This window comes from Xanthomonas prunicola (assembly GCF_025266575.1).
Taxonomy (GTDB): Bacteria; Pseudomonadota; Gammaproteobacteria; order Xanthomonadales; family Xanthomonadaceae; genus Xanthomonas; species Xanthomonas prunicola.
On record NZ_CP096142.1, the window covers coordinates 4941765 to 4956373 of the forward strand.

The 14609-nt window shown below is 62.6% G+C and carries 13 protein-coding genes; 12 read left to right on the forward strand and 1 reads right to left on the reverse strand.

Features of this window, described 5'->3' with window-relative positions:
- The first annotated feature begins 38 nt into the window (after window positions 1-38).
- The 8 genes from rpsA (at window position 39) to M0D43_RS21125 (ending at window position 9488) form a co-directional block, all read left to right on the forward strand.
- Window positions 39-1724, forward strand: coding sequence for a 30S ribosomal protein S1 (rpsA, locus tag M0D43_RS21090; protein WP_003489652.1), 1686 nt, complete (start codon window positions 39-41; stop codon window positions 1722-1724).
- 88 nt (window positions 1725-1812) lie between these two features.
- Window positions 1813-2124 (forward strand): integration host factor subunit beta, encoded by a 312-nt coding sequence (locus M0D43_RS21095; protein WP_011408447.1) that lies wholly within the window; start codon window positions 1813-1815, stop codon window positions 2122-2124.
- Window positions 2125-2191: 67 nt separating this feature from the next.
- Window positions 2192-2497: a lipopolysaccharide assembly protein LapA domain-containing protein gene (locus M0D43_RS21100; protein ID WP_252162891.1), complete on the forward strand. Its 306-nt coding sequence runs from the start codon at window positions 2192-2194 to the stop codon at window positions 2495-2497.
- A gap of 6 nt (window positions 2498-2503) precedes the next feature.
- Window positions 2504-3682, forward strand: a complete 1179-nt coding sequence (lapB, locus tag M0D43_RS21105) for a lipopolysaccharide assembly protein LapB (RefSeq protein WP_101363928.1) — start codon at window positions 2504-2506, stop codon at window positions 3680-3682.
- Window positions 3682-4650, forward strand: a complete 969-nt coding sequence (locus M0D43_RS21110) for an MraY family glycosyltransferase (RefSeq protein ID WP_252165143.1) — start codon at window positions 3682-3684, stop codon at window positions 4648-4650. Before lapB ends, M0D43_RS21110 begins: the two co-directional genes overlap by 1 nt.
- Before the next feature lie 13 nt (window positions 4651-4663).
- Window positions 4664-6571: a polysaccharide biosynthesis protein gene (locus tag M0D43_RS21115; protein WP_252162892.1), complete on the forward strand. Its 1908-nt coding sequence runs from the start codon at window positions 4664-4666 to the stop codon at window positions 6569-6571.
- Window positions 6571-7464 carry a UTP--glucose-1-phosphate uridylyltransferase GalU gene (gene galU, locus M0D43_RS21120; RefSeq protein WP_252162893.1) on the forward strand — a complete coding sequence of 298 codons (894 nt, stop codon included), beginning with the start codon at window positions 6571-6573 and terminating at the stop codon, window positions 7462-7464. Before M0D43_RS21115 ends, galU begins: the two co-directional genes overlap by 1 nt.
- Before the next feature lie 173 nt (window positions 7465-7637).
- Window positions 7638-9488, forward strand: a complete 1851-nt coding sequence (locus M0D43_RS21125; protein WP_252162894.1) for a monovalent cation:proton antiporter-2 (CPA2) family protein — start codon at window positions 7638-7640, stop codon at window positions 9486-9488.
- A gap of 152 nt (window positions 9489-9640) precedes the next feature.
- Here the strand turns inward: M0D43_RS21125 and M0D43_RS21130 are convergent, their stop codons facing one another.
- Window positions 9641-9961, reverse strand: coding sequence for a DUF1244 domain-containing protein (locus M0D43_RS21130; RefSeq protein WP_252162895.1), 321 nt, complete (start codon window positions 9959-9961; stop codon window positions 9641-9643).
- Window positions 9962-10010: 49 nt separating this feature from the next.
- On the opposite strand from M0D43_RS21130, the gene folD reads away from it, so the two are divergent.
- From folD to M0D43_RS21150, 4 genes are all read left to right on the forward strand, one after another.
- Window positions 10011-10895, forward strand: coding sequence for a bifunctional methylenetetrahydrofolate dehydrogenase/methenyltetrahydrofolate cyclohydrolase FolD (gene folD / locus M0D43_RS21135; RefSeq protein WP_252162896.1), 885 nt, complete (start codon window positions 10011-10013; stop codon window positions 10893-10895).
- A 92-nt stretch (window positions 10896-10987) separates the two neighbouring features.
- Window positions 10988-12445, forward strand: coding sequence for an IMP dehydrogenase (gene guaB, locus M0D43_RS21140; protein WP_039434802.1), 1458 nt, complete (start codon window positions 10988-10990; stop codon window positions 12443-12445).
- Between the two features lie 129 nt (window positions 12446-12574).
- Window positions 12575-14140, forward strand: coding sequence for a glutamine-hydrolyzing GMP synthase (guaA, locus tag M0D43_RS21145; RefSeq protein ID WP_252162897.1), 1566 nt, complete (start codon window positions 12575-12577; stop codon window positions 14138-14140).
- Between the two features lie 135 nt (window positions 14141-14275).
- Window positions 14276-14599: a hypothetical protein gene (locus M0D43_RS21150; protein ID WP_252162898.1), complete on the forward strand. Its 324-nt coding sequence runs from the start codon at window positions 14276-14278 to the stop codon at window positions 14597-14599.
- Window positions 14600-14609: the final 10 nt, after the last annotated feature.

A 14609-nucleotide genomic window follows, 5' to 3' on the forward strand; every position in this document is an offset into this window, starting at 1 on the left:
GACGATCGGCGCCCGTGTGTTCAACTGAGTAAATTCAAATGACAGAATCTTTTGCAGAACTGTTCGAAGCCAGTCAAGCCAATCTGGCGAAGCTGAAGCCGGGCTCGATCGTCACCGGTACCGTCGTGGAAGTGCGCGGCGACGTGGTGGTGATCAACGCTGGCCTGAAGTCCGAAGGCATCGTGCCGATCGAGCAGTTCCGTAACGACGCTGGCGAGATCGATGTGGGTGTGGGCGACCAGGTCAAGGTTGCGCTGGACTCGATCGAAAACGGCTTTGGCGAGACCGTGTTGTCGCGCGAGAAAGCCAAGCGCGCGATGGTGTGGGACGAGCTGGAAGAAGCGTTGGAAAAGAACGAAACCATCACCGGCCGCATCAGCGGCAAGGTCAAGGGTGGTTTCACCGTGGACATCAAGGATGTCCGCGCGTTCCTGCCTGGTTCGCTGGTGGATGTGCGCCCGGTGCGCGACCCGGCCTACCTGGAAGGCAAGGAACTCGAGTTCAAGCTGATCAAGCTGGACCGCAAGCGCAACAACGTGGTGGTTTCGCGTCGTGCCGTGGTCGAGAGCGAGCACTCGGAAGAGCGCGAGCAGCTGATGGACAAGCTGCAGGAAGGCGCGATCCTGAAGGGCGTGGTCAAGAACCTGACCGACTACGGCGCGTTCGTGGACCTGGGCGGCATCGACGGCCTGCTGCATATCACCGACATGGCCTGGAAGCGCGTGCGCCATCCGTCCGAAGTCGTCAACGTCGGCGACGAGCTGGACGTGCGCGTGCTGAAGTTCGATCGCGAGCGTAACCGCGTCAGCCTCGGCCTGAAGCAGCTGGGCGAAGATCCGTGGGACAACATCGCGCGTCGCTACCCGGCCAACAGCCGCGTGTTCGGCAAGGTCTCCAACGTCACCGATTACGGCGCGTTCGTCGAGATCGAGCCGGGCGTGGAAGGCCTGGTGCATGTGTCCGAGATGGACTGGACCAACAAGAACGTCAACCCGTCCAAGGTCGTGCAGGTTGGGGACGAAGTCGAAGTGATGGTGCTGGATGTCGACGAGGAGCGTCGCCGCATCTCGCTGGGCATGAAGCAGGTTGCCGCCAATCCGTGGGAAACCTTCGCTGCCACCCACAAGAAGAACGACAAGGTGTCCGGTCAGATCAAGTCGATCACCGACTTCGGCATCTTCATCGGTCTGGACGGCGGCATCGACGGTCTGGTGCACCTGTCCGACATCAGCTGGAACACCACCGGCGAAGATGTCGTACGCAACTACAAGAAGGGCGACACGCTGGAAGCCGTCGTGCTGGCAGTGGACCCGGAACGTGAGCGCATCAGCCTGGGCGTCAAGCAGCTGGAGCAGGATCCGTTCGGTCAGTACATGGCGTCCAACCCGAAGGGTTCGAAGGTCGAAGGCGTGGTGCGTGAAGTGGATGCCAAGGGCGCCACGATCGACCTGGCCGATGGCATCGAAGGCTACGTCGCTGCACGCGATATCGCCAACGAGCGCGTCGACGATGCGACCCAGCACCTGAAGGTCGGCGACAAGATCGAAGCCAAGTTCGTGGGCATGGACCGTAAGGGCCGGACCCTGCAGCTGTCGATCAAGGCCAAGGACGATGCTGAAATGCGCGAAACGTTGGAGGACTACCAGTCCGCCTCCGCGTCGGGCGGCATGACTCAGCTGGGCGCGCTGCTGCGTGCACAGTTGAACAACAACAAGTCCGAGTAAGCGCGTAGCGCTCGCAAGAGCGTGATGGATCGGCCCGGGCTTGCTCGGGCCGATTCCGATGTGTCAGTCGAAAAAAGCAAGTCTTCCCATGACCAAGTCCGAATTGATTGAAATCCTGGCGCGACGCCAAGCGCATCTGAAGTCGGACGACGTGGATCTGGCAGTCAAGTCGCTGCTGGAAATGATGGGGCAGGCGCTCTCCGATGGTGATCGGATCGAAATTCGCGGGTTCGGCAGTTTTTCGCTGCATTACCGCCCGCCACGTCTGGGGCGTAATCCCAAGACCGGCGAATCGGTTGCATTGCCGGGCAAGCATGTTCCCCACTTCAAGCCGGGCAAGGAATTGCGTGAGCGCGTCAGCTCCGTGGTGCCTGTCGATATGTCCGATACGACGGACTGAAGTCCGTTCTGGCGCTGTGTGTATGTCGTCTCGGTTAAGCTAGCCCGCTTCCCGACGGAGTCTCGCCATGAAGGTGCTTCGCTTGCTGGTGATGTTGGCCTTCCTGTTGGTCGGTCTGATCATCGGTGCTGTCAATTCCCAGGACATCACGCTCGATTTCCTGTTCTCCAGCGTGCATACCAGTTCCGGTGTCGCGATCATCGTCGCGCTGCTGGTCGGTGTGTTGATCGGTGCCGGCATGGTGCTGGTCAGTGTGGTCATTCCCCTCTATTCCAAACTGCGCCAGGCCAACAAGGCTGTTGCGGTCAGTCGCGCCGACGCCAGGGCTGTCACGCCTGCCGCCGTCGAGTCGCGCCCCATCGATGGACTGTAAGGACGTATGGACTTTCTGACCGAGTGGATCTGGTTCTTTCTGTTTGTGCCATTGGCTGCGCTGGGCGGCTGGATCGTCGGTCGTCGCGGTGGCCAACGCCATGGCGACACGCAGGTCAGTCGTCTTTCCAGTACCTATTTCCGCGGCTTGAACTATCTGCTCAACGAGCAGCCGGACAAGGCGATCGAGCTGTTCCTGCATATCGCCGAACTGGACAAGGAGACCTTCGAGACCCAGGTCGCGTTGGGGCATCTGTTCCGTCGCCGCGGTGAAGTGGACCGTGCGATCCGCTTGCACCAGGGCCTGGTGCAGCGTGGCGATTTGACTGATCAGCAGCGCGTCCAGGCGTTGCTGGCCCTCGGCGAGGACTACATGAAGTCCGGCCTGCTGGATCGTGCCGAAACGGTGTTCACCGAATTGGCGCAGCTCGACCAGCGTGCACCACAGGCACTGCGCCACCTGATCGGCATCTACCAGGCCGAGCGCGATTGGGAAAAGGCAATCGACAACGCCACCCGCTACGAAGAAGTGACCGGCGAGCCCATGGGCAAGCTGATCTCGCAATTCGAATGCGAACTGGCCGACCGCAATCGTGGCCTGGGCAAGACCGACGACGCACTGCAGGCGATTGCGCGTGCCTATCAGGCCGATGGCACCTCCGTGCGCGCCGGCATTCTGGAAGGGCGCATCGAAGCCGAGCGCGGTCACGACGAAGCGGCGGTGCGCGCATTCGAACGTGCGGCCCGGCATGATCCGGAATACCTGCCGGAGATCATTCCTGCGTTGATGGCTGCGTATCGGCGGGTCGGCGATATCGCGGGTGCGCGCAACTTCCTCTCGGAGATGACCGAGCACTATCGCGGCATCGCGCCGGTGCTGGCGCTGACCCAGTTGATGGAAGCCCAGGATGGTGTGGCGCCTGCGTTGGCCTACCTGGGCCGCCAGCTCAAGGATCGCCCGTCGGTGCGTGGCGAGTCGGCGTTGATCGACCTTACCCTTGCCGAGGGAAGCGACCCGGTCGGGACACTGCAGGACCTCAAGCACATCACCGACCAGCTGCTGGTGCGCAATCCGAGCTATCGGTGCACCCGCTGCGGCTTCGGGGCCAAGACGCATCACTGGCAATGCCCGAGCTGCAAGGAATGGGGTACGGTCAAGCCGCTGTTGAACTACGCGGTGGTCTGATGGTGTGGCTATGGTGCGTGCTGCACCTGCTGGTCGCGGCGCTGGGGACTTGGCTGTTGCGGCGTTATGCCTTACACCGCCGCTTGCTCGATCATCCCGGTGAACGGCGTAGCCACGTGGTGGCGACGCCGCGTGGCGGCGGCATGGCGATCGTGGCGGCAATCTTGCTGGGTTGCGTCGCGGCAAGTGTGCTGTGGCCAGCGGCGCGCTTGACGCTCGGCTGGTTTGCAGCGGGATTGGTTGCAGTGGCGGGTGTGGGCTGGTGGGATGACCATCGTCCGCTCTCGGCCAGGCTGCGGTTTGCGATCCACCTGGCCGCATCGGCCTCGTTGGGCGCCTTGGTTTGCCATTACACCGGCAACGGGTGGGATGGGGTGCTGACTGCAGCGGCGTCGGTGGTGTTGATCAACGTCTGGAATTTCATGGATGGCATCAACGGTCTGGCGAGCAGCCAGGCGGCGTTGGCCGCCTTCGGATTTTCGCTGGTGGCGCCGGCTGGGTGGTCGTGGGTTGGGCTGGCAGCTTCGGCATCGTGCCTGGGGTTTGTCCCGTTCAATTTTCCGCGCGCGCGCATCTTCATGGGCGATGGCGGCAGCGGTGCGCTCGGCTATATGTTGGCAGCGTTGCTGGCACTGAACGTGGCGAGTGGTCAGGTGAGCTGGTGGATCAGTTGGCTGCCGCTGACGGCCTTTCTTGTAGACGCCGGCTTCACACTGCTTGCTCGCATGCTCGCAGGGCAGCGCTGGTGGGAGCCGCATGCCCAGCACGTCTATCAGCGTCTGGCGCGTCGGCTTGCGACGCACGTTCCGGTAACCGGCATTTATTTTGCTTTCAGCGTCGCTGCCGTCTGCTTGTACGTGTTAATCCGTCATGATGCATTTTGGCAGCAGGTGTGTGGAGCTCTGGTTTGGGGCATCGGCGCCACTGCAATCTGGCATTTTCTGCGCGATGGACTGCGCAATTCCTGAGTAATGGATTTTTATGATTTCCTGGCGTGACCGTTTGACAAAGGCCCTGCCGCAGATAGCGGTCGTCGTACACGACCTGTTGATGGTGTGGGTGTGCTGGCAGCTATTGCACGCCGGCCGCTACTCCATGTTGCGCGATGCGCCGGATCTGCCGCTGTGGGACTGGCGTACCGGAGTGGTCCTGGTGGCGCAGGGGGTGGTGTTCTGGAAGATGGGGTTGTACCGCGGACTGTGGCGCTTCGCCTCGGTGCCGGACCTATGGAACATCTTCAAGTCGAGTTTCCTCGGCCTGGTCGCGATCGTGCTGGCGCTGTCTTATGACCGCCTGGATGGCGTGCCGTTGTCGGTGCTGGTGGTGTATCCGTTCGCATTGTCAGCCATGCTGGGCACGCCACGTCTGCTATATCGTGCCTGGAAGGACTACCAGATCGCGCATTCCGGTGACGCCGGGCAGCGCGTGCTGATCCTCGGCGCAGGGCGCGCTGCCGAAGGTTTGGTGCGCGATCTGCGCCGTACCGGCGCGTTTGTGCCGATTGGTTATCTGGACGACGCCACCAACCTGCATGGCGCCAAGATCCAGGGTCTCAATGTCCTGGGCAATCTGGATCAAGCTGCGGCGATTGCCAAGGAGACCGCCGCCAAGTTGCTGGTCATCGCGATTCCATCGCTGGACGCCTCCGGCATGCAGCGCGTGGTGGCGATCTGCGAAAGCACCGGCCTGCCGTTCCGCATGGTGCCCAAGCTGATCAACGTGCTGGAAGGGCGCTCGTTGCCGGGCGAGTTGAAGGAGGTCGCAATCGAGGACCTGCTCAACCGCAAGCCGGTTACGCCCGACTGGCGCCTGATCCGCGACTGGCTGACAAACAAGACCGTGATGGTGACCGGCGCCGGCGGCTCAATCGGCTCTGAAGTCTGCCGCCAGTGCGCGCGCCACGGGGCGCGCCGGATCGTGCTGCTGGAGATCGACGAGTTGGCACTGCTGACCATCGATTCTGATCTGCGCAGGCTGTTCCCGGATATCGAAGTCGTGCGCGTGTTGGGCGATTGCGGCGACCCGGCGGTGGTGGCGCATGCGCTCAACACCGCGACCCCGGATGCGGTATTCCATGCGGCCGCTTACAAGCAGGTGCCCTTGCTGGAAGAGCAACTGCGCGAAGCGGTGCGCAACAACGTGCTGGCAACCGAGAACGTGGCGCGGGCCTGCCAGCGTGCACGCATCGAAACCTTCGTCTTCATTTCCACCGACAAAGCGGTGGAGCCGGTCAACGTGCTGGGCGCAAGCAAGCGCTATGCAGAAATGATCTGCCAGAGCCTTGACGCGCGCGATGCGCCGACGCGCTTCATCACCGTGCGCTTCGGTAATGTGCTGGATTCGGCCGGCAGCGTGGTGCCTTTGTTCCGCGAACAGATCCGTCAGGGCGGCCCAGTGACGGTGACGCATCCGGATGTGACGCGTTACTTCATGACCATTCCCGAAGCCTGCCAGCTGGTGATTCAGGCGGCGGCCTCTGCATCCCATGGTGCGATCTACACGCTGGACATGGGCGAGCCTGTGCCGATTCGCCTGCTGGCCGAGCAGATGATCCGTCTGGCCGGCAAGCAGCCGGGCAAGGACGTGGCAATTCTCTATACCGGCTTGCGTCCAGGCGAGAAGCTGCACGAGACGCTGTTCTATTCCGACGAAGACTATCGTCCCACTGCGCATCCCAAGATTCTCGAAGCCGGTGTGCGCGAGTTCTCGCATGAGCAAGTGCTGCAGCTGGTGACGCGCTTGCGCGAGGCCGTTAACCGCTATGACATCAAAGCAATGGAGACCGTGCTGGGCAGTTTGATGCCGGATTTCGCGGCTGCTCGACGGAAAGTCGACGCGCGATCTGATACGGTCGTCCCATTCCCCGCACGTGAGGTCAGAAGACTGTAATGAGCCAGCGTATTCGCAAGGCAGTATTTCCCGTCGCAGGTCTTGGAACCCGCTTTCTTCCGGCAACCAAGACAGTGCCGAAAGAAATGCTGCCAATCATCGACAAGCCATTGATTCAGTACGCCGTCGACGAAGCCATCCAGGCTGGTTGCGATACGCTGATCTTCGTGACCAACCGCTACAAGCACTCCATTGCCGATTACTTCGACAAGGCCTATGAGCTGGAGCAAAAGCTTGAGCGTGCAGGCAAGTTGGAACAGCTGGAGCTGGTGCGCCATGCATTGCCAGAGGGCGTTCGCGCCATTTTTGTGACGCAGGCAGAAGCGCTCGGCCTGGGCCATGCGGTGTTGTGTGCCAAGGCTGTGGTCGGTGACGAACCGTTCGCGGTGCTGCTGCCGGACGATCTGATGTGGAACCGCGGCGATGCTGCGCTGACCCAGATGGCCGACGTGGCAGAAGCCTCCGGTGGCAGCGTCATTGCCGTGGAAGATGTGCCGCACGAAAAGACGGCCAGCTACGGCATCGTCTCTACCGACGCATTTGATGGCCGTAAGGGCCGCATCAATGCGATCGTCGAGAAGCCCAAGCCGGAAGTGGCGCCGAGCAACCTGGCAGTGGTCGGTCGTTACGTGCTGAGCCCCAAGATCTTCGAATTTCTTGAGGCGACCGGTGTAGGCGCGGGCGGCGAGATCCAGTTGACCGATGCGATTGCCGAGCTGCTGAAGAAAGAGCAGGTCGATGCATTCCGCTTCGAAGGCCGGCGCTTCGATTGCGGCGCGCATATCGGCCTGATCGAAGCCACGGTGCATTTCGCGCTTGAGCACGAAAAGCATGGCGGCCCAGCGAAGGAAATCCTGCGCAATGCATTGGCCCAGGCTGACGCGCGCGGCTGATTGCTGCCTGATCGCTGTCTCCACGAACGACGCCAGCTGGCGTCGTTCGTCGTTTAGGGGCTTGCCGTCCGATGCAACTGCGCTGGCAGAGCTCGGTATCGCAAGGCCAAGCGCCGCGCAGATGCGCACCCAGGTGCAGGCCGATGTGGCGTGAGTGTCGCTAGAATCCGGGCATGAGCCAGCCTGCCGAATCCAGTGAACTGATCAACGTGGTGGTCCTGTTGGGCGCTGCTGTCGTTGCGATCCCGTTGTTTCGCCGATTGGGCCTGGGCTCGGTGCTGGGTTATCTGGCGGCGGGGCTGGCGATTGGTCCGTTCGGGTTCGGTCTGTTCAACGAACCCCAGGCCATCCTGCACGTGGCCGAGTTGGGCGTGGTGATGTTCCTGTTCGTGATCGGGCTGGAAATGCGGCCATCGCACCTGTGGAGCCTGCGCAAGGAAATCTTCGGGCTGGGCACGCTGCAGATCGCGGTCTGCGCGCTGGTGTTGACAGGCATCGGCATCCTTCTGGGCTTTGCGCCACCGGTGGCCTTCGTGGCGGCGTCAGGTTTTGTGCTGACCTCCACCGCAGTGGTGATGCAGCTGTTGGCCGAGCGCGGTGACGTCGCCTTGCCGCCGGGGCAAAAGATCGTGGCGATTCTGCTGTTCGAAGATCTGTTGATCGTGCCGTTGCTGGCGATCGTTGCCTGGATGGGGTCCAACGGCGATCCGCAGGCCGCGTCGCAGCGCTGGCAGGGCATCGGCATCGGTCTGGCCTGCATCGTCGGCCTGCTGGTGGCCGGGCGTTGGCTGCTCAATCCATTGTTCCGCGTCCTTGCCGCGTCCAAGGCGCGCGAGGTGATGACGGCAGCAGCATTGTTGGTGGTGTTGGGCGCGGCACTGTTGATGCAGGTGGGCGGGCTGTCGATGGCGATGGGCGCATTCCTGGCCGGCGTGCTGTTGTCCGGGTCCACGTTCCGGCATCAGATCGAAGCGGATATCGAGCCCTTTCGCGGCATCCTGCTAGGACTATTTTTTCTGGGTGTCGGCATGAGCCTGGATCTGCGCGTGGTCGCGGCCGATTGGCGCTTGATCGTGGCCGGCGTGCTGGCCTTGATGGTGGGCAAGGGCGCATGCATCTACGCAGTGGCGCGGTTGATGCGCAGCGACCATCGCCAGGCGCTGGATCGTGGCGTGCTGATGGCGCAGGGTGGCGAGTTCGCATTCGTGCTGTTTGCCGCCGCCTCGGCATCGGGCGTCATCGATGCGCAGGTCAATGCCAGCCTGACCGCCATCGTGGTGTTGTCGATGGCGTTGACGCCGTTGTTCGTGCTGCTGCAGCGGCGGCTGATGCCGGCTGCGGCGATCTCGCTCGATGGCGTGGAAGAGGCCAGTGGGCAGACCGGCAGCGTGTTGATCATCGGCTTCGGGCGCTTCGGGCAGGTGGCCAGTCAATCGCTACTGGCGCGCGATGTGGATGTGACCATCATCGACAACGACATCGAGATGATCCAGAGCGCCGAAGAGTTCGGCTTCAAGATCTACTACGGCGACGGCACCCGACTGGACGTGTTGCATGCCTCCGGCGCGCACAGCGCACGTGCGATTGCGGTGTGCGTCGACAACCAAGAGGCGGCCAATCGCATCGTCGAACTGGCAACGCGCGAGTTTCCGCATGCCAAGCTGCTGGTGCGCTCTTACGACCGCCAGCATTCGCTGCAGTTGGTCGCTGCGGGCGTGGATTACCAGATCCGCGAGACGTTCGAGTCGGCCGTGATCTTCGGCAGGGTCGCGCTGGAGGAGTTGGGGGTGGACGAGGACGAAGCCGGCATGATTTCCCGCCAGATCCGCCGGCGCGATGCCGAGCGTTTCGAATTGGAGATCGCTGCCGGCGATGCACGCGCCGGAGCCAGGCTGATGTACGGCAATATCACGCCAGCGACGCCGCGACCCACACCGTTCACGCGGCCGCGTCGCGGCAGCCGCACGCTCAATCCCGATGCGGTGCCGCAGGCCGAAGAGGCGGAGACAGCAAGTCGCGACTAAATGCAGTAAACAGCACGCCTGTGCAGTTGCCGGGCCGGGCGCGGTGCTCTGCAGCCGCATGTCTGCCTTGTACGCACCGGTTCGTGCGCGCCGTCCACATCGCCTGACGACTGCCCGCCAGGTGTTGATGCCGGCGTTCACTCATGCCTGCCTCAGCCATGCTTGCGCTGGGCGGCGGCGAAGGCGTCCAGCTGCTCAGGCGTGGCCTCTTTTTGATGCTGTTGTTTCCACTCGGCAAATGGCATGCCGTAGACCGCTTCGCGCGCCTGTTCCTTACTCATGCTCTGGCCTTGCGCTTCTGCCGCTTCGCGGTACCAGTCGCCCAGGCAGTTGCGGCAAAAGCCGGCGAGGATCATCAGGTCGATGTTCTGCACATCGGTGCGGTCCTGGTTGAGGTGCTGCAACAGGCGGCGAAATGCTGCCGCTTCAATGGAAGTGGTGCTCGAATCGGTGCGTGAGGTGGTGTCGGTCATGACGGAATCGAGGACAATAGACGGCCTTCGACTCTACACCTGACGCCCCATGACCGCTTCCGCGCCAGCTGCCTCCGCTTCGGCCCGCCTTCTCGATGGTCGCCGTATTGCCGAGGAATTGCTTGACGGGCTGAAGCTGCGCGTGGATGCGCGGCTGGCAGCCGGCAAGGCGCGGCCTGGGCTGGCGGTGGTGCTGGTCGGTGGCGATCCGGCATCGTCGGTGTACGTGCGCAACAAGCGGCGCGCGGCGGAGAAGGTCGGCATCGAGGCCTTCGATTACGACCTGCCGCAGGGCACCAGCGAAGCCGAGCTGGCGGCGCTGATCGATCAGCTCAATGCTGACCCCAAGATCCACGGCATCCTGATTCAGCTGCCGCTGCCGGGCATTCCCGATGCCAACCGGCTGATTCAGCGCATTGACCCGCGCAAGGACGTGGACGGGTTCCATCCGCAGAATGTCGGGCATCTGGCCCTGCGCGAATTCGGGCTGCGCCCGTGCACGCCGCGCGGCATCGTGACCTTGCTCGGTCACACCGACCAGCCGGTGCGTGGCCGCAATGCCACCATCGTGGGCGTGAGCAATCATGTCGGCCGGCCGATGGGGCTGGAGTTGCTGATTGCCGGTTGCACCGTCACCAGCTGCCACAAGTTCACTCCGCCCGATGTGCTGGAAGCCAGCGTGCGCAATGCCGACATTCTGGTGGTGGCGGTGGGGCGCCCGGGGCTGATTCCGGGCGACTGGGTCAAGCCGGGTGCGGTGGTGATCGATGTCGGCATCAATCGGCTCGATGACGGCCGTCTGGTGGGCGACGTCGGCTTCGACGCAGCCGTGCAGCGCGCGGCCTGGATCACCCCGGTGCCAGGCGGGGTAGGGCCGATGACGGTCGCAACGCTGATGCAGAACACGCTGGAAGCAGCTGACGCCGCCCGCTGAGGCGCGTGCGTAACGCAGCATTGCGGCTGCGTGGTGTCTTCGTGAAGCCTTTCAGGGTAAAATGCCGCGCTTCCCCAAACTCGGGTCCGCCGATGCTCCGCATCCAGGCTGAAGCTCTCACCTACGACGACGTTTCGCTCGTCCCCGCTCATTCGATCGTCCTGCCCAAGGACGTCAGCCTGGAAACCCGGCTGACGCGCGACCTGCGCCTGAAACTGCCGATTCTCTCGGCGGCAATGGACACCGTGACCGAACACCGCCTTGCGGTGGCCATGGCGCAGTTGGGCGGCATCGGCATCATCCACAAGAACCTGACCCCGCAGCAGCAGGCGGGCGAAGTGGCGCGGGTCAAGAAATTCGAATCCGGCGTGATCACCGAGCCGTTCACCGTCAGCCCGGACACGACCATCGGCGAAGTGCTGGCGCTGACCCGCGCGCGCAACATCTCTGGCGTGCCGGTGGTGGATGGCAGCGAACTGGTGGGCATCGTCACCAGCCGCGACATGCGCTTCGAAAAGAAGCTCGACGATCCGGTCCGTCACATCATGACCAAGAAAGACCGCCTGATCACCGTGCGCGAAGGCGCCAGCGATGAGGAAGTGCTCGAGCTGCTGCATCGCAACCGCATCGAAAAGGTCCTGGTGGTCAACGACAGCTTCGAGCTGCGCGGCCTGATCACGGTCAAGGATATCCAGAAGAAGACCGACAACCCGAATGCCGCCAAGGACAGCGCCAAGCGCTTGCTGGTGGGCGCGGCGGTGGGTGTGGGCGGCGATACCGAACAGCGCATCGAGTTGCTTGCCGCAGCCGGCGTGGACGTGGTGATTGTCGATACCGCGCATGGCCATTCGCAAGGCGTGATCGATCGCGTGGCGTGGGTCAAGAAGACTTACCCGCAGTTGCAGGTGATCGGCGGCAACATCGTCACCGGCGATGCGGCATTGGCGTTGATGGATGCCGGCGCCGATGCGGTCAAGGTTGGCGTGGGCCCGGGGTCGATCTGCACCACGCGAGTCGTCGCTGGCGTGGGCGTGCCGCAGATCACCGCGGTGGACATGGTGGCCGAAGCGCTGCAGGACCGCATTCCGTTGATTGCCGATGGCGGCATCCGCTATTCCGGCGATATCGGCAAGGCACTGGTGGCTGGTGCGTCGACGGTGATGGTCGGCGGCCTGTTGGCCGGTACCGAAGAAGCACCGGGCGAAGTCGAACTGTTCCAGGGCCGCAGCTACAAGAGCTACCGCGGCATGGGCAGCCTGGGTGCGATGGAGAAGGGGTCCAAGGACCGCTATTTCCAGGACGCCTCCGACGCCGACAAGCTGGTTCCCGAAGGCATCGAAGGCCGCGTGCCGTACCGCGGCCCGGTCGGCGGCATCATCCATCAGCTCATCGGCGGCCTGCGCGCGACCATGGGGTATGTGGGCTGCGCCACCATCGAAGACATGCGCAGCAAGCCCAAGTTCGTCAAGATCACCGGCGCCGGCCAGCGCGAAAGCCACGTGCACGACGTGCAGATCACCAAAGAGCCGCCGAACTATCGCGCTGGGTAGAGCCCGCGCGTGGGAGTGGGGAATTGCGAACCGGAATCGCAAGAGCCCGCCGCTTCCTCGCCCGATAGCGGCTGGCGCCGCGTTTGCTGTTGCGATTCCCCAATCCCGATTCTCGATTCCCGGCTGTCAATGACCAACATCCATACCGACAAGATCCTCATCCTCGATTTCGGCGCGCAGTACACCCAGCTGATTGCGCGGCGCATCCGCGAGATCGGGGTCTATTGCGAGATCTGGGCGTGGGATCATGATCCGTCGGAGATTGCCGGTTTCGGTGCCAAGGGCATCATCCTGTCCGGTGGCCCGGAGTCGACCACGTTGCCAGGCGCACCGGTGGCGCCGCAGCAAGTGTTCGATAGCGGCTTGCCGGTGTTCGGGATCTGCTACGGCATGCAGACGCTTGCCGCACAGTTGGGTGGTGCGACCGAAGCCGCAGATCAGCGCGAATTCGGCCATGCCGAAGTGGACGTGGTCGCGGCCGATGCGTTGTTGGCCGGACTCACCGATCACGCCGGCGCTTCGCGTCTGAATGTGTGGATGAGCCATGGCGACCACGTGTCGCAGGTGCCGCCAGGCTTCACCATTACCGCCACGACTGACCGCATTCCGGTCGCGGCGATGTCCAACGAAGACAAGCGCTGGTACGGCGTGCAGTTCCACCCTGAGGTGACGCATACCTTGCAGGGCCAGACCTTGCTGCGCCGCTTCGTGGTCGATGTCTGCGGCTGTCAGACGCTGTGGACGGCAGCCAACATCATCGACGACCAGATCGCCCGCGTGCGCGCGCAGGTGGGCGATGACGAAGTGATCCTGGGCCTGTCCGGCGGGGTCGATTCATCGGTGGTTGCGGCGCTGCTGCACAAAGCGATCGGCGACAAGCTGACCTGCGTGTTCGTCGATACCGGCCTGCTGCGCTGGCAGGAAGGCGACCAGGTGATGGCGATGTTCGCCGAGCACATGGGCGTCAAGGTGATCCGCGTCAACGCGGCCGACCGCTATTTCGCAAAGTTGGAAGGCGTCAGCGACCCGGAGGCCAAGCGCAAGATCATCGGCAATTTGTTCGTGGATATCTTCGACGAAGAATCCAACAAGCTGGCCAATGCCAAGTGGCTGGCGCAGGGCACGATTTACCCGGACGTGATCGAGTCGGCCGGCAGCAAGACCGGCAAGGCGCATGTGATCAAGAGCCACCACAATGTGGGCGGCTTGCCGGAACACATGAAGCTGGGCCTGGTCGAACCGTTGCGCGAATTGTTCAAGGACGAGGTGCGTCGCCTCGGTGTGGAACTGGGCCTGCCACGTACGATGGTGTATCGCCACCCGTTCCCCGGCCCAGGCCTGGGCGTGCGCATCCTGGGCGAGGTGAAGCGCGAGTACGCCGAGCTGCTGGCCAAGGCCGATGCGATTTTCATCGACGAGCTGCGCAAGGCCGATCTGTACGATAAGACCAGCCAGGCATTTGCGGTGTTCCTGCCGGTCAAGTCGGTCGGCGTGGTCGGCGACGCGCGCGCTTACGAATGGGTGATCGCGCTGCGCGCGGTGGAAACCATCGACTTCATGACCGCGCACTGGGCGCACCTGCCGTACGACTTCCTTGGCACGGTGAGCAACCGCATCATCAACGAACTGCGCGGCGTCTCGCGGGTGGTCTATGACATTTCGGGTAAGCCGCCGGCGACGATCGAGTGGGAGTGACCCCAGGTCCGGTATGGACCGGCAGTAAGTTGCATGAAAATCCAAGCTCGCGTCATTGCGGGCTTTTGCATTTTACATCTCACATTATCTGGTCGATTTTCGCATTGAGTCTGGCAAAAGATTAAGTGGGCCTCTATGTCTGAGATAACCAGTCCATCCAGGCAGATTTTGCTTCTCTCAAATTGCTTTGCTGATGAAGGGCTGGCAATTGATGCTGCAAAGCTTGGCCTTGAACAACAAGGTGAATGCCAAAATTGCCGAAACCCGGATGAGAAAAAGCTGACCCTAAACCACCTTCGTTGGCCATGGCGGGCATTTTTGTGCCAGTTAAGTGTTGATATTTTTTGGATGATGAGAGAAAGCGCAGGTTTATCTGGTGGGATTACTGCCCGGCTATGGTCGCCTGCTGTGATCGGAAGGTTTTGCAGTGGTTTGAGCTGGCTGTTTTCGAGGTTTTAGCGCATCTGCG